This window comes from Mycobacterium lepromatosis (genome assembly GCF_000975265.2).
Lineage (GTDB): Bacteria > Actinomycetota > Actinomycetes > Mycobacteriales > Mycobacteriaceae > Mycobacterium > Mycobacterium lepromatosis.
In genome coordinates this window covers 802379-818082 of the sequence record NZ_CP083405.1, presented here as the reverse complement: position 1 = coordinate 818082, position 15704 = coordinate 802379, and the positions used below count along the sequence as shown (strand labels likewise).

Below are 15704 nucleotides of genomic sequence, written 5' to 3'. Positions count from 1 at the left end.
GCATGGCGCAAAGCCTAACAGAATCGGGCGGCCTCATCACCACTAAGCAGGTCAGCAACACAATGCTGCTTAGCGTGTCAGCACCCACGCCACTATCACCATAATCACGAGGACGACCAACACCAACGTCACATGTGACCGAGGCATTCAGATTAACCGCGCGCCGGGTCAGGGCGGTAGGCTCGACGCATCAACTGGATGCCCTTGCCGAGAGCCGCATCTAACAATAATGCGGTGCCATAGGCAAGCACAAGAACTACCGGCATCACCAAAACCGCCTGTAACACGAAGGCGATCCCTGACAGCCATAGCTCGAAGCTGTCCCACCAATTCAGGAACCCGTTCACCGGGCTCACACTAATCCACTAATCCCATGCGCCGTCCCCGCATCGTGATACCACTGTGTCAAGATTACCCAATGCTGCCCGTGCCTCCCACATCCGACAAAACGACGTGTCTCGTTGCCGGCGACGGACCTGCGGGCATGATGCTTGGCCTGCTCTTGGCCAGCGATCCGGTTGCCGTGGCCCGCAAGCACCTTGCGGCTACTTGACGAACTCGATTTGTGGCCATGATTCACACAAATTCTGCATCGCAACATCGACACCAGTCCAGATGGAGATACCGAGCGAGTCGGTCAACCTGGACCTGAGCCGCTTGTCCGGCACGCATCAACACATCACCTTGGTTGCCACAGTGGAACTTTTTGGAGATGGTGGCTGCCACCACCGAGATGGAGCCCGCGTTCCGGCTTATGTGCAGCACCGCGGTGACCGGAGTGATTATGCGCGCCGACGTGACGGTGGCCTGCGATGGCTGCTCGTCGACTATGCGCTCAGCAATAACGCTGACACCGCGTAGCTTCGACGCCCCGATGGACGTGTGGTAGTTCCGATTGCCTCACCGGCACAACGACCCGTTCGGACTGGCCGACGTGCTCACGCAGGGCACGCTACGATCACGATCGACCGCGACGACTACTTACATAAATCGCCTACATCATTCCGAAGGGAAACGATTACGGGCTCAGGGCATAGAGACGTTGCGAGCCACGCTGGTTAACATGATTCCCTAGATCACTGACCATGTTGGCACGTTAACGTCCTTTAACGACATGAAACTGCTTGATGTGCATATTAATCCTCTCAGTCTCTGGTATTCGGACAATAGGTTGTTCATCGGCAACGCGATGCAGGTGATGTCTCCGGTAGCCGGCGTAGGGAATAAACCTAATGGTAGCGGCCGCTCGCCTGCTGGCCGGTCCTCTGCGCGCGGAACGCGTGTCCACTCGGAAGCTGGTTCGAGTACAGCTACATCGCTGGATTCCGACGGTTATCCTGTAGGCGGCAAACCGGATGATCCACACCAACATCATCGTTGTTGCGGTGGGCGGTGGTGATCAAGCACCGTCGCAAAGCGTGAGGCTGGTGAGCCAAATACTGGCCTTGCAACAGTTTCGTCGGTTACCTAGTCGCCGCGATTGTCCCGTGACCCGAACAACATGCCTAAGTATGCTAGGCACACCGAGGTAAAGACCCCACCCCCTCAGGCAAAGAAACAAACGATGTACACCAGGCAGAATCGACAGATGATGTCCGAATGGTCCCGCACGCCCGAACCTGCCTACCAACCCGCCAAAACCGACAATAAGGCCGCTGCGGCCCACAGCGTTTACCGCAGGCCTAAGCCGCCAAACCAACGCCCTTCGATTTCAGCTAGCAGGCGCCAGTTGCCTCCAACGGCGTGCGGTACAACCCCGTTTCATCGATCGCTAACTACGCATTCCTTATCCGACTTGGAAACGACGTGCCTGATCTCTTTGGCCGTTTCGGTGGAATCACTATGGGCTTTTCTGCCCCAGCCTGACTCCGGAGTGTGTCCGACACGATCCTGGACTGCAATGCCGGCTATTTTCGATTGGGCCCCTACAGCGTCTCGATGCCGTCAGCTCGCCGCTATTTGCCCAGCAGCCTGATCCGGGAAACCACATGGCAGACCCCACACTGGCTGGCTGATCGTGTTAAACGCGCTGGTTATGGGGCCGTGGCATGACATCGAGCGCCGATTACGAACGCATCACCGCACCACGATGGATTAGGACGCCGAACACATCCTGCTGTGCACGGTGCGCTGCGTGAGTGGGACCGTTGAGCTGATAATTAGCTGTGAGTCGGCGTTTGACTATCACCACGTCGGCACCGTGTGAAAACACTTGACCCATGCATACGGCGAAACAATTGAACGTGCCAGCAAACAACCTGACACCCACCCGGCGCTATGGTTCACAACCAATACGCGGATCAGGTTGGGGTCCATAAAGCACGGACACGCACCTGGATGAAAGAGGGCGACGACGCGTTCGTCACGCTAAGCTGCACCACACACCCAGCGCTGCAGACCTATGTAAAAGCAAACCGACAAGATGTGACAGATCACCGCATGCTGGCGGCAGTGGATAGATATCGACCACTTCCCCGACCACCCGTCGCGAGCATACCTGCAATGCAGCACACTAACACTCAAGAGGTTGACGCATTTCCCCACCGGCGCGCTGCTAGCAAACCAGCACTAAGTCGCTTCCAGAAACGTCACAAAGCGAACGCAGCTGAGAGTACCACGATGCCAGGGTGCGCGATTCAACGTTCGCGTTGTGGGAAGCTGTACACCCTGGGGCTCTACCGCCAAGCCGACGATTTCTCCGCATGTATCGCCGATATATCCATCGCCAATGTCGACCAGCACCATTCGCTGCAGGTGATATACGGGGTGGACGACGAACGCCGCCTCGTTGAAGACGAACTACATCATCTGTTCGACTACGACCACACGCGGCCGATGGGAATCGGCAACGGCTTCTATGACCAAGTCCAGCAGGACATCCATGGCTCGATTCTGGACTCGCTCTAACCTCTACACCAAGTCGCTCGAGAAAATCCTGGAGGCATTATAGCCAGTATTGAAAAAACAGATAGAAGAGGCGATCACGCACTAGTGTGAGCCCGACCGCGGAATCTGGGAGATCCGTAGCACTTCATGATGTGTTAAGTGGCGCTGGACCTCGGGGCCAAGCCGGCCGAACGGCAGGGGAAGAAGGACGCACCCGACAGTGACTGGCCATCGCTAAGGAGCTCAAGGCCGAGATGCTTGAGCATGAGGTGGACTCCCGCGAAGTATGCACCCAGCGGCATGGCAGCGACGCGCTGGGTGCCTCACTGTTGCTGGTGGTACTGACCCGATTCTTGTCGCCAGACGACCTGCGCTTGCGTAACACCGGGCTGGCCATCGCCAACTAACTCACCGAAGAGGAGAGGGCCTCGTACTGCAATACCGGGTGTAGGAGACCGACTACAGGTTATCCGGTGAAGAAAGCATGTTCACCATTTACTCATTCTGGCTGGTTTCCGCTCTGGTGTAAATCGGTGAAGTGACCCTCGCTAAACGACTGTTTACCTACGCGAGCCCACTGCACCTCTACGCCGAGGAAATCGTGCCACGCACCAGGCGGCACCTGGGCAACTGCCCGCCGGCGTTCACCCATCTAGCGTTGATCAACGCAGTGGTCCATGTGATCCTCGCCGAGAAGAAAGCCGACAACGCGGGGATGTTCCAGCACGCGAATGCACCAAGAGTATGCACGCTTAGACGTTGAAGATACTTGCAGAAGAATATTTTTGATGCTTCAGTTCGTCAACACAAAGTCAAATAGATTATTTCTTGTCCTTATCCCCTGCGGCATCGGCGGACAGCGCAGCGACGAACGCTTCCTGTGGCACTTCGACCCGCCCGATGGTCTTCATCCGTTTCTTGCCTTCCTTCTGCTTTTCCAGAAGTTTACGTTTGCGGGTGATGTCGCCACCATAACACTTCGACAACACATCCTTGCGGATAGCCCTAATATTTTCGCGCGCAATGATTTTCGATCCAATGGCCGCCTGCACTGGCACTTCAAATTGCTGACGCGGGATCAGTTCCTTGAGCTTATTGGTGATCTTGTTGCCATAGGCGAAGGCTGAATCCTTGTGCACAATCGCGCTGAATGCGTCGACGGCCTCGCCTTGCAGTAGTATGTCAACCTTGACCAGTTGGGCCTTCTGCTCGCCAGCCTCCTCATAGTCGAGGCTGGCGTAGCCTCGAGTACGTGACTTCAGCAAGTCAAAGAAGTCGAAGATGATTTCCCCGAGCGGCATCGTGTAACGCAACTCGACTTGCTCAGGTGACAAATAGTCCATTCCAACTAATTCGCCACGGCACGACTGGCACAGCTCCATGATCGTTCCGATGAACTCACTGGGCGCAATGATGGTGATCTTCACCACTGGCTCGTACACCGTTCGGATCTTGCCCTCTGGCCAATCCGACGGGTTGGTCACCACAATCTCGGTGTTGTCTTCTGTCACCACACGGTATATGACGTTGGGCGACGTGGAGATCAGATACAGGTCGAACTCGCGCTCTAGGCGTTCGCGGGTTATCTCCATGTGCAGCAAACCGAGGAAGCCGCACCGGTATCCAAAGCCCAGCGCCACCGACGTTTCCGGCTCGTAGGTCAGCGCCGCGTCGTTGAGCTGTAACTTGCCTAGGGCATCGCGCAGATTCGGGTAGTCCGAACCGTCGACGGGATACAACCCTGAGTAGACCATGGGCTTGGGTTCGCGGTAGCCAGTTAACGCTTCAGTGGCGCCATGACGAGCCGTCGTCACGGTGTCACCGACCTTAGATTGGCGGACATCCTTAACCCCAGTAATCAGGTAGCCCACCTCCCCCACGCCCAGGCCCGCGCTGGCCTTCGGTTCAGGCGACACGATGCCGACCTCGAGCAAGTCGTACGTCGCGCCGGTGGACATCATCGTGATGCGCTCACGCGGGCTGATCTTGCCGTCGACCACACGGACGTAGGTGACCACGCCGCGGTAGATGTCGTAGACGGAGTCGAAGATCATCGCTCGGGTAGGCGCATCAGGGTCACCTTGCGGATGCGGCACCCGACGGACCACCTCGTCAAGAAGGTCAGCAACCCCCTCGCCGGTTTTGCCAGATACCCGAAGCACATCGCCTGACTCGTAACCGATAATATGGGCGATCTCAGCGGCGTAACGGTCCGGATCGGCAGCCGGCAAGTCAATTTTGCTGAGCACCGGAATAATCGTTAAGTCACGATCCAGCGCGAGGTAAAGATTGGCCAGGGTCTGAGCTTCGATGCCCTGGACGGCGTCGACCAGCAACACCGCACCCTCACAGGCTTCCAACGCTCGCGATACCTCGTAGGTGAAGTCCACATGGCCGGGGGTGTCGATCAAGTGCAGCACATAGTTCTCAGTCGCCCCACCCGCTGTGACACTCCAAGACAGCCGGACATTCTGCGCTTTAATCGTGATCCCACGCTCACGTTCGATGTCCATTCGATCCAGATACTGGGCACGCATCGACCGCTCATCGACGACACCAGTAAGCTGAAGCATTCGGTCCGCCAGCGTGGATTTGCCGTGATCAATATGAGCGATAATGCAGAAGTTCCGAATCTGCGCCGGCGCAGTGAAGGTCTTGTCGACGAAACTGCTGATGGGAATCTCCTGGGCTCCAGTTACTAAAGAATACTTCAACGGCGATTCGCCGGTATCCAGCGTATCCATGCGAAGCAGCCAAGACACACTGGTGCGCAATCTCGCCGGGCCTTTCGCATTTATGCTAGATATGGCGTCAGCCCAGCAGTTACAGCGGAAATCGTTACAATGGGTCCTCGAGAACATAGTATTCGGCCGGGCTCCGCACCTCACCCTGCACGTACAGATTTGCAAGCCGTGCTGCGGGAACTACAACATGCGATCAAAGTCACCGTGAATGTGGTAGCCGCGGCCTGCGCCGACACCACCTGTCGAGATCACCGCGGACCGACCAATGACAAGCGCTTAGCCTCCGCCGCCGCGAAGCAAACCCGTAAGCTACTCTACGCCCCTGAATTGGATGACCGCTCTAATCCTGGGTAGATCTTGTGGACGTGGGTAGCCTATAAGGACGATCCGACACGTGGCAAAGACCGGACCGGTCCTCGTCGTGAGCCGCGACCACGGCATTGTATTGGGACCGATGGTGTCCAGCCGGGAACGCCATGTAACCGGCGAAATTGGGTTGATATCGACTCTGGCAGTTGGGATTACGAAGGCCCAGAAAGCTGGTTCCGACTAGACGGGGTACTCGACGTAACGGAGGAGAGCATTCGCCGCGAGAGCGCAATCTTGAACCGTGAAATCTTCGATACCATAGCCACCCGACTGCGTGCCGACTACTCCTGCCGCTGAGCCGCGCAGTTAACCTTAGGTGGGGTAGGATAGGGTCAGCGGCAGCTGGCAACCACGGTAGTCATGATCTTGGAGCACGGGTAAGACAGCACGCTGACGCCATAAGTATGAAGCTGACGTATGACGTCACGCTCCGACACCAATAAGGCCCACACCCTCCATGCCGACCACCATCGTGGCACCAAACGTTCTGCTCGGCAAGAACGGTGATCCATTCCCAAACAGTCGCGTCGGGGTTGATCGTCACCACCGTTGCACCCTTGCTCCGCAAGAAGTCCGTGATCTGCATCTAGGCCTCCAGGCCAAAGGTTATGATCTGCTTAACACCAAGCTACAGCTCACTCGGCTGCCGGGAAAGCCAACAAAAAACACACCACCAATAACGTTCGAACGTTCAGGTCGACAACCAGCATTTCGCCCACGTTGGAAAGCCGGCACCCTTGCTCACCAACCGAACTGAGTAAATTGCGCCACTACGCACCAGTCTAGCTTGCAAGGATGGGACGATGATCGAGATCACGCTGCTCAACACCGAAAGTCCCATTCCTGCCCCAAGCAGCACCGGGCCCCTCGACGCGGTGGCGAGCTGGCAGATAGCTGTTCCGGGTGGACTGCGGGCTTGGAATGTTGCAACGTGCGGAGGTTGGCCCGACATAAGCGCCAGCGGGTTGTCGGCGCTGCTGCTCACTCAATCTGCACAGCAACCTTGGCGATCTGCTCATCACGCATTGGGTCACCACCTTTGCGCTGGATCCCCCACCGCTGCCGATCATCGTACCGCCGGACACCGTTTAAACGGTAGAGGCAATGCTGAAAGCGTTCGGTCACGACATCGAATATCGGATCGTCCATCACGCTGACCTGAATGCGTCGCGACCGTCAAAGTATACGAAATACACCAAATCCAAATATACCAAAGGTGTAGTGTGGGAGCGCCGACGGCGTCTCGATCCGAGGCCCCACGAATCACCGGCCTGTTACGCCGACGATCGGATTCCGGATCGAATCCGGACCAACCTTGGTGGTACTGGCCGGAGACACGGTTCCTGCGCTAGCCTAGACGATCTCGCCGCCGAGGCCGACGCATTGGTGCACACCGTAATCCGCAAGGACATCGTCACCCGCGTTCCCCAACAGCAGATCAAGGATATCTTCGACTCCCACTCGTCGGTCGAGCAAACGGCAGCAGACGCGGTCGTTACCCAACTGATGCACCGAATACTGACCATAGCCGCGTAAAACGCCAGCGGCGCCGAGGACACAAACGTACTAGTGGCTATAGCTTGCAGCACGCACGATTGGGTCCGGCACGGACGTATACCGCAACCCTAGCTATATCGACCCGTAGGACCATGGGATCACGCTGCCCAGCGCAACGCCGAGAGCAAGTCCACCAAACAGCCACCCCATGCAGGCCAGTCCGCGACCGGGCATAACTATACTCTGCAGTGCCTTAGTTATGCCGGCGCTGTTGATTCTTTGCGCCGAAGAATCATTCGTACAACGAGGCTAACCGAGTGATCTCCACAACCACGTCAAGGTCGGTTGCCCCCGTCCAGAGTAGATCCCCTTCAACGGGGCCACGTCCGCGTAATCGCGCCCCACAACTACGCTGATATATTACTCAGTGATTTCAACGTCATTGGTGGGATCGTAATTCCACCACCCACCCGTTCAGGCGTGACTGCGTCCGTCAACTATCTTTCCGAGGACGGCGTCGCGTTTGGGGTGCAGATAACCTGACACATAACTCCCGGGAATGCCCATGCCGCGCAACACCATCGAAGTCAGATGCGCGAAGCCATGGCAGACCCCCTGCACTGGTACAGTGTATCTAACCCGGACGAATACACACCGGTAATGCCTGGAATGTGGTCCAGCTTACTTCGCACCCACCAGGCTGTAGCGACGACGGCTTTCCGAGGTTCGTGATTCTTGGCGATTCGCTTGCCCACCGCCGCTACACGAAGTATTTACTGGGGTGTATGCGGTAGGCGGCAAAACTTCGTCAAATCGATCTATTACGGCCATCGACTGCAGGTCAGTCCAGGTGGCCCGACCCGCTGAGTGGTTCAAGGCGTTCGGTTTCGACAACTGATGAAGACGTCATTGCCAGCTCGGTGTGCGGCGCGCGCAGGTCGAATGCTGTTACCACGGTACCCCAATAATCGATGTAGCAATAAGACCGAGTGGCCGGAATAGTTTCGACACGATTGAGGATGACGGTTTGCCGTGTGTTAGATCGCAGCGTCAACCGGGCTTCGTTGAAGGAGGCGGTCGCTGGCGATTCGTACGCGTATCCGGTATTACGTACCACCAGCATCCGCCACATCAGGTTTCCCCCCGCTTGCCGGCCAGTCGGCCTCGGTAGCCGGCATCCAACCACGCTACCCACTGCGCTACGTGAAAATACTGCAACGCCAATGCTTCTTCAAGATTTCTACAAGTGGTCTGCAGGCTCGCCATGCGCCTGTCCAGTGTCTTCAGCAGCACACCAGGTTGCACGAATTCCTGTTCGCTGCGGGCCTGCCCGAGTAACCACTGCGTTTCCGTTGTGGCACCAACTCAACTCTGCGGATTGCGCAACAACTTGTCAAGGTTGTGTTCGTCCAGCTTCAGCGAGTAGAAAATCGAACGTGGAAACAGCCGTTCGAGCAGCATAAATTCAACAACCCAGGCCGCATCCAACACACCGCGGTAGATGCGCAGATAGGTGTCATGCGCACCCGGCGCGGGCAACAGGTCATCGACCATGCGTAACACCCCGCGGTCCGGAAGCTCGATGCCGAACACCTGCAGCAACGTCCTCGAGACGTGGTCGGGATCGACGCTAGAATCTTCCAACAATTAGTGCACAACGACGTCGAGAATGCGCGCGGTCTCGTCGGCACGTTCGACGTAGCGACCCGATCCAATAAAACGCCTCGGCGTTACAGGCAAGCATCAGAGCACCGTTATCTACTGTTGCTGTTGTTGCGCTTGCTCGGCTTGCCCTTGCTGCAGTTGTTGTTTTGGTCGCGGCGATCCGTCGGGCACTGGGTCGGGCGACGACTGCAGCAGTGAACACACGATTTCAGGAGTTGACCACCCGCGAACCTTCGACCAGCGCAACACGGATAAGTCCACCCGGCAGCACCCACACATCGTTGCCGTCATTGACGTCATTGACGGCGAACGACCGCAGGTCGACATAGCGAGGCGTCAGCGTAATGTCGACCTAGGTCGGCACTGGCGAGAGTTCCATCACTGGTTGCGTGATCCAGCTTCGGGGATCTTCGCTAAATTCTTTTTACTAGCCGCAGCGAGCTCTTGCTCGGAAGCATCGGGACCAACAACGATTCCGTAACCGCCGGACCCGTCAACCAGCTTGAGAACATAGGTCGTGGACCCGGTCAAGCACTTCTTGGCATTCGTCATCCAGCCAGCAGCGCAAGGTATCGACATTCGCCAGCAACGGCTTTTCCCGTAGGTAGTACTCAATCATGATCGGCACGAGGTGTACACGAGTTTGTCATCGCCGCCACCGTTCCTATCGCACTCGAGGTGACGACGTTTCCCGCGCGCGGCGTTCACCAATCCAGCCGCCCCCAGTACAGAGTTAGCACAGAACTGCAGCGGGTCTAGAAAAGCCATCATCGATACGCCGGTAAATGACATCGACCTGGCACTCCCCCTCGGTGGTACGCATGTATACTTGGTTATCACGCCAGAACAGATCATAGCCTTCGACCAACTCGATACCCATCTGGCGGGCCAATAGCTAATGCTCGAAGTAAGCCGCGTTGGCCACGCCCGGGCTCAGCACTACCACCGTCGGGTCTGCCTCATTGGTGGCAGCGGAGTTACGCAGCGCCCTCAGCAAATGCGAGGCGTAGTCGTCGACCGTTCGCCACCCGATGGGTGACAAAAAGATTCGGGAAAACCCGCGCTATGGGTGCGCCGGTTCTCCATCACATACGACACCCGGACGGCAAGCGAAGATTGTCCTCGGGCACCCGGAAATTGTCACTGTCATCGCGAATCAAGTCGATGCCCGCGACGTGGATGCGCACGCCGCTGGGTGGAACAATACCGACCGCCTGACGGTGAAAGTGCTCACACGAGGTAATCAAGCGGCGCGAGATGACTCCGTCGCGGGGGATTTCCTGATCACCATAGATGTCGTCGCGGTACACCCCAAGAGCTTTGACACGCTGGGTGATACTCCGCTCCAATCGGATGCCGAGATCACCCCGCGGCACCAAATCCGGCGGAAAGGGCCGCTCCTGACCCGACAGCGAAAACGTGATGCCCTAATCTATGAATGCGCGAGCTAACGCTTCAGCACTAGCCTTCAGCTCGGACGCATCCGACGGCGCCAGCTCAGCGTAAATGTCCTTGTACGGGCCACAAAGACTGCCCCGACCATCGAACATTTCGTCGAAGGCTATTGAATAGATGTCCGCGGTGTTGTACCCACCGAAAATGCGCTCAAACCAGTCAGAAGACCGGCAACGAGACCGCGACGGTGGTCCAGTCTCTTTTAGCTGGTTGGGAAGACTCACCTAAGACATGCTGCCTCAAATTGGCCGTTCCAGAAGCAAGAAGTTGTGCTTTTGTGAGAAAGCGTAGCCTACTTGGTAGGCTAAACAGCCACTGTAGGATAGCACGGCATCTGCGCCTAAATTGACAAAGGACCTTAACGCGTGACCAACATCAAGTCACAGCAGAAACGCAACCGCACCAACGAGCGCGCCAGATTGCGCAACAAGTCGGTGAAGTCTTCGCTTCGTACCGCTGTCCGCGCGTTCCGTGAGGCGATCCACGCCGGCGAGAAGGAGAAGGCCGCGATGCTGCTGATGTCAACCAGCCGCAAATTGGACAAGGCAGCCAGCAAAGGTGTGATCCACAAGAACCAGGCGGCCAACAAGAAGTCGGCGCTGGCTCGCACCCTCAACAAGCTCTGAGCCAGGCTGGGGCCGCAGCTGACTGTATATCTATCAACTCATCGGCTCCCATCGGCGGCCAGTTCAGCGACTTTCCTGACCGCGGATTCCAGCGCGTAGTAGACGTCCGTGGCAGCTCCTTTGACGTCGGCGTTGAGCGCAGCTACCACTCTTATCGCGGCTGCCACTGTGTCACGCGACCAACGCCGAGCCTGTTTTTGTGCTTTCTGCACCCGCCAAGGCGGTATTCCCAACTGCGACGACAGGCGGTAGGAATCGCCGGACAGCGGCCCAACCCGGCCAATCGTGTGTACTGCTTCGCCCAGCGCATCAGCCAACACCACCGGTGGCTCACCGCACATCATGGCCCACCGCAACGCTTCCGCTGCTCCTGAGACATCGCCAGCGACTGCCTTGTCGGCAATGTCAAAGCCCTTCACTTCCGCTTTGCCGTTGTGATAACGCTGCACCGCGTCGGCGTCAACATTACCGGCGGTGTCGGCTACCAATTGCGAACAGGCCGAAGCGAGTTCGCGCACGTCGGAACCGACAGCGTCCAGCAGGGCGGTCACCGCCTCCTCGTCGACCTTGACCCGCAGCGAACACAATTCTTGGCGGACAAAATCAATACGTTCGCTGAACTTGGTGATCCGCGCGCAGGCATGCACCGTAGCACCCAACGACTGCAGCTCATTAGCCAGCGCTTTGGCTCGACCACCACCCGCATGCACCACCACCAGCACCGTACCTTGCGGTATATCGGCGGCAGCCGACACGATCAGCGCGGCGGCCTCCTTACCCGTTTCGGCGGCGGCTTCTAGCACAACGATCCGCTCGTCGGCGAACAGTGACGGGCTCAGCAGTTCGGCGAGCTCATAGGTGCCGACGTCACCGGCTCGCATTCGGCTAACGGGGACTTCCTGGGTGCCTGTCCGCTGCCGCACCGACCGCAACACTTCCCCCACTGCCCGCTCAACCAGCAGTTCTTCGTCTCCTAGGACCAAGTGCAGCGACGAAACCCTATTACTCACCCGTAGATAGTGGCATGACGAGCCGGCGGTAAATGCGCCGGCCAGGAGCCCTGACAACCAATCAGGCAAGCAAGCACGCTACGACGACCACCAGTGCTGAAATCATCACCACCCGAAAGCACCGCCCACGGAACCACCACCAGCAACACGCCGAGCGCACCCGCCGGAAACGGGCACAGTTGCCTTAGGCACACAGGCCGCACAACACAGCCACCACAGTGCCCAGGACGGTAGTCGATGCTATCACGGTCGCCACCGCGAGCTTGGCGACAGCGGTAACGAGGCTGAACCAGGCCAAGGTGCCAGCAACCAGTGAAACGGTGACCACGTAAGTGGCCCACACGACGGCCAGGGCATCGGTTAGCGCTTGGGGCACACCCCGCCGCGACCAAGCCACCGTGACCAGACTGGCGCAATGACTACCAGTGCGGCGTGGCCAGCACGGACAGCGCGACCCTCACGTCAACGGCCAGGTGAGGGACAGCCGTCAGCAAGAGCAGTGCGGTGGCGAACAGTGCGGGAATCGCTTGTCGCAGACACGAAGATGGCGTACCGGAGAACACGATGGTGCCGCACACAGCACGCTGGCTGTTTGATGATCACGAAGGCCAACAGTGCCATTGCCGCGAGCACCACGGCCACGCGCGGGCCAATCAGCCGGGCCGAAAACAACACCGCCGCGTACATTACCGTAACGTTGTCCTCCGATACCGCCGTCACGTGCGTAATGCCCCTCACGTTAAAGACCGAGTCCGTCAGATCAGATCATGATTGGCCAGGCGGGTGATACCCGCAGCGAACTGCACCGGCTGGCCCACCATCACTGTGTTGGTTTCGGGCCGGTTTGCGAGCCGAAAGTTCGATTTACACGCGAAAACCACTACCTGGCAAAATATCTCGCCGGCTCGCAGGAGCTATCGGGTCGTGCGCAACATCAGACGGTGCTGACCTCCGGGGCCCACCGACACCGCACTTTCACTGGGGATGGCCGTCACCGAGGCGGCTGTTCCGAACACCGTGATAATCGGTTGCTGACTCACCGTGATTGCACGCAATGCGATCGTTAGCCCACACCAATAATACCGATCGCCACCAGGCCGATGCTGATTACCCAAAACCGCGCAGCTCAGTCTGGCAGAACCGGCCATAGCATCCCGACGGCAGTCACGACCCAGCTGGTGAGAGCGGTCGGGCACCAGGCGTACATCAACCGGCGCCATCGCGGGATTCCACGGGGCCGAGGTGGCACACAGGCGTCAAACACAGACCAGAGCACATAAGGCCTTCTCTAGCCGCGCCGAACCGACGCCATCAACACCGATTAGCTAGTCGACGCTAGTGGACTTGCCGTTGGCATGCTGCCAAGCCACGATCGTCGCAACGGTGACCATTCCGACCCCAGGCCGAGCTTCCAACTGCTGCACAGTCGCGGTGTTACGGTCAAGCAGCTCGCTTGCCTTCGACGTGACCGATCCCGATGACAGCCCTGATTCCGATGGCGTGGCTGAACGCAAGCTCATCGAACTGCCTAGTACCTTCGGCCGCCCAGAGAGGACAGCCCAACCACGATCTGCTCTCCGTCACCCAGCAAACAAGCCAGGTGGAACCCGATGATGTCCGCCACCGCCCACGTCTTCTACACCACCGCATCAACTATCCACACACCAGCATTACTAACCCAGAAGTATACACTAGACCAACCACGCTGAACCACCAACGGCGGATCAAGACCGGCTGGCCGTCCGGCACCCGGACTTATGGACACCCTAGGGGTTACCGACACAACCGTTTCTAACGGGGGAGCTTCGCTGACATCACCGGTGTAAGCCAGTCCCGCACCGAGGTGAACGCGGTGATTAAGCTCCGTGAGAGCTACCACCACCGCTAATGTGATGGCACCGGCACATCTGGGATCGACGCGGGCTGTGGCCCAGGCTATCCAGAGCCTGTGCCGTTGGGTGCGTCGGGAACCCGGCGGGGAAACCAGGAGGTAGGGTCACTATCAGGCGTCTTCGGTAGCATCGGCGTTAGCGGACAAATCGGTATTCGGGGCAGCTGCCAACCACCGATGCAGTTTGCTAAGTGGAAACATTCTATTCGCATGCGCTGACGGTAATGCAGGGGGCAACAATAACGGTTGCGCCAGCGGGCCAAGAACCCGGGACTGTAGATTAACTGACGCTGTGCACAAACTCAGCCCGAAATGGGTCAAGATGGAGTTCGGGGTGAACGACTAATGCCGAACACCCCACTGTCCTCCATCGGAAACATTTCAGGACACTGGGAGGTTGCCATAAAACTGGCACTGACCACCGATGAAGCCGCGTTGCGTGGCCAGCTCCGCACATTTCTACACTTACGCAGATCCCCAACGAGATCCACACGCTGATACGCCAGGGCTCCACGCTGAGCCGCAACCAGATCGTCACCAGCCAGAAGTATGCTCAACGATCACGGGTTCGCAGTACCGAGTTGTTCGGTCCGAATGGGGCAACAAAGACTGGACACCCACCCAGCACCAAATCTGGGACGATGAGATGCAGTTGGCGTGTGTCCAACACCACTGAACTTCAACACCAAGATGGTTGGCCCGCGGATGGACGCGGCGTCTTGGATCCCGGAAACTCAAACAGCGCTTCCTGCCGCCGACCGCCAGCACCGATATCTAGTGATGCCAGGGGTTCCGGAGTCTGAAGTCGGTTCCAACCTTGCCTCACTGCGCACCACCTCGGTGCGCGACGGCAACAGCTACGTTGTCAATGGACAAAAGACATGAACAACGCTCAATCTAGTACTTGGACTAGATCTTCTGTCTGGTGTGCACCGACCAGCAAGCGCAAGGCTTGCATTTCATTTTTGCTCATACACATGGCTACACCAGGCATCAGCTATGCCGGCCGATCAAGAGGATCGATGGCGGCCAGAAGTCAACAAGGTATTTTCTCCGACGTTCGAATACCGGAGGATCAACTTGTTGGACAAGAGAACCAAGGTTGGGTTTACGCGAAATTCCTGCTCAGTAATAAGCGTACCGAAATAGCCGCGGGACAGTATCAAAGTGCATCTCGACGAGATGAAAAAGCACGCAAAACAGACCGGTTTGTAAGGAGATCCGTTGTTCACGGCGCGACTAGCCAAGTAGGAAAATAATTTTTTCGGCTTTGGAAACTTTCCCAAGCACGGGTGGTCTCAAATTCCGCGGAAGGCAAGCCGAGCCCGGCGTCATCGGTACTCGAGTTGCGCTACAGCCAGGTACAACAAGTGACGACCGAACTCCTGGTCTAGGTGGCCGGACCGTATGCGTTGTCAATCCATTGCGGCCAAAATATCGCCTCCCCCGACTGGGAGCGTGGTCCAGCACCTCGCGCCATCTCGACTACCGGAAGACATCAATCTACGGTGGCAGCAACTAGATACAACACAATAATAATTTTCGTCAAACATTCTCGTAT

Annotated in this window: 10 protein-coding genes and 11 pseudogenes; 6 read left to right on the top strand and 15 right to left on the bottom strand. The window is 57.7% G+C overall.

Features of this window, described 5'->3' with window-relative positions:
* Positions 1–152: 152 nt before the first annotated feature.
* Positions 153–347, bottom strand: coding sequence for a hypothetical protein (locus MLPF_RS03775; RefSeq protein WP_045842601.1), 195 nt, complete (start codon positions 345–347; stop codon positions 153–155).
* A 341-nt stretch (positions 348–688) separates the two neighbouring features.
* Between MLPF_RS03775 and MLPF_RS03770 the strand changes: the two genes are divergently transcribed.
* Together MLPF_RS03770 and MLPF_RS03765 are read left to right on the top strand one after the other, a co-directional pair.
* Positions 689–889, top strand: coding sequence for a hypothetical protein (locus MLPF_RS03770; RefSeq protein WP_237817249.1), 201 nt, complete (start codon positions 689–691; stop codon positions 887–889).
* Between the two features lie 854 nt (positions 890–1743).
* Positions 1744–3649: pseudogene (locus tag MLPF_RS03765) on the top strand (glycoside hydrolase family 15 protein).
* A 58-nt stretch (positions 3650–3707) separates the two neighbouring features.
* Here MLPF_RS03765 and lepA read toward each other — a convergent pair.
* Positions 3708–5630, bottom strand: coding sequence for a translation elongation factor 4 (gene lepA, locus MLPF_RS03760; RefSeq protein WP_045842599.1), 1923 nt, complete (start codon positions 5628–5630; stop codon positions 3708–3710).
* A 61-nt stretch (positions 5631–5691) separates the two neighbouring features.
* Here lepA and MLPF_RS03755 point away from each other — a divergent pair.
* Positions 5692–6296: pseudogene (locus MLPF_RS03755) on the top strand (type II toxin-antitoxin system PemK/MazF family toxin).
* A gap of 41 nt (positions 6297–6337) precedes the next feature.
* Here MLPF_RS03755 and MLPF_RS03750 read toward each other — a convergent pair.
* A pseudogene (locus tag MLPF_RS03750) lies at positions 6338–6585 on the bottom strand (CBS domain-containing protein); the annotation flags it as partial.
* 217 nt (positions 6586–6802) lie between these two features.
* Here MLPF_RS03750 and MLPF_RS03745 point away from each other — a divergent pair.
* A pseudogene (locus MLPF_RS03745) lies at positions 6803–7490 on the top strand (MBL fold metallo-hydrolase); the annotation flags it as partial.
* A 298-nt stretch (positions 7491–7788) separates the two neighbouring features.
* Here MLPF_RS03745 and MLPF_RS03740 read toward each other — a convergent pair.
* From MLPF_RS03740 to MLPF_RS17010, 7 genes and pseudogenes are all read right to left on the bottom strand, one after another.
* Positions 7789–8628, bottom strand: a pseudogene (locus MLPF_RS03740) (transglutaminase family protein).
* A pseudogene (locus tag MLPF_RS03735) lies at positions 8628–9240 on the bottom strand (alpha-E domain-containing protein). Before MLPF_RS03735 ends, MLPF_RS03740 begins: the two co-directional pseudogenes overlap by 1 nt.
* A 299-nt stretch (positions 9241–9539) precedes the next feature.
* Positions 9540–9692: a hypothetical protein gene (locus tag MLPF_RS17030; protein ID WP_420329577.1), complete on the bottom strand. Its 153-nt coding sequence runs from the start codon at positions 9690–9692 to the stop codon at positions 9540–9542.
* Positions 9655–9929 (bottom strand): annotated as a pseudogene (locus tag MLPF_RS17025) (circularly permuted type 2 ATP-grasp protein). The gene MLPF_RS17030 and the pseudogene MLPF_RS17025 overlap by 38 nt, the downstream one beginning before the upstream one ends.
* Positions 9895–10158 (bottom strand): annotated as a pseudogene (locus tag MLPF_RS17020) (circularly permuted type 2 ATP-grasp protein). The pseudogenes MLPF_RS17025 and MLPF_RS17020 overlap by 35 nt, the downstream one beginning before the upstream one ends.
* A gap of 88 nt (positions 10159–10246) precedes the next feature.
* Positions 10247–10537 (bottom strand): circularly permuted type 2 ATP-grasp protein, encoded by a 291-nt coding sequence (locus MLPF_RS17015; protein WP_420329576.1) that lies wholly within the window; start codon positions 10535–10537, stop codon positions 10247–10249.
* Positions 10538–10588: 51 nt separating this feature from the next.
* A complete protein-coding gene (locus MLPF_RS17010) occupies positions 10589–10840 on the bottom strand; it encodes a hypothetical protein (protein ID WP_236684867.1) in 252 nt (83 codons plus the stop codon).
* Positions 10841–10981: 141 nt separating this feature from the next.
* On the opposite strand from MLPF_RS17010, the gene rpsT reads away from it, so the two are divergent.
* Entirely contained in the window at positions 10982–11242 is a 261-nt protein-coding gene (rpsT, locus tag MLPF_RS03720; RefSeq protein WP_045842597.1) for a 30S ribosomal protein S20, read from the top strand.
* 38 nt (positions 11243–11280) lie between these two features.
* Here rpsT and holA read toward each other — a convergent pair whose 3' ends face one another.
* The 5 genes and pseudogenes from holA to MLPF_RS17000 form a co-directional block, all read right to left on the bottom strand.
* Positions 11281–12252 (bottom strand): DNA polymerase III subunit delta, encoded by a 972-nt coding sequence (gene holA / locus MLPF_RS03715; protein ID WP_045842596.1) that lies wholly within the window; start codon positions 12250–12252, stop codon positions 11281–11283.
* Positions 12249–12446, bottom strand: coding sequence for a hypothetical protein (locus MLPF_RS03710; protein WP_237817248.1), 198 nt, complete (start codon positions 12444–12446; stop codon positions 12249–12251). Before MLPF_RS03710 ends, holA begins: the two co-directional genes overlap by 4 nt.
* Before the next feature lie 8 nt (positions 12447–12454).
* Positions 12455–13011: pseudogene (locus MLPF_RS17005) on the bottom strand (ComEC/Rec2 family competence protein); the annotation flags it as partial.
* Positions 13012–13166: 155 nt separating this feature from the next.
* Positions 13167–13292 carry a hypothetical protein gene (locus MLPF_RS15530; RefSeq protein ID WP_282435826.1) on the bottom strand — a complete coding sequence of 42 codons (126 nt, stop codon included), beginning with the start codon at positions 13290–13292 and terminating at the stop codon, positions 13167–13169.
* A 216-nt stretch (positions 13293–13508) separates the two neighbouring features.
* Positions 13509–14344 (bottom strand): annotated as a pseudogene (locus MLPF_RS17000) (ComEA family DNA-binding protein).
* Positions 14345–14545: 201 nt separating this feature from the next.
* Here MLPF_RS17000 and MLPF_RS03685 point away from each other — a divergent pair.
* Positions 14546–15665 (top strand): annotated as a pseudogene (locus MLPF_RS03685) (acyl-CoA dehydrogenase family protein).
* Positions 15666–15704: the final 39 nt, after the last annotated feature.

What these genes read in the sequence shown, in the direction of transcription:
- lepA (WP_045842599.1), bottom strand. Translation starts at nt 5,630, where the DNA reads ATGGATACGCTGGATACCGGCGAATCGCCGTTGAAGTATTCTTTAGTA.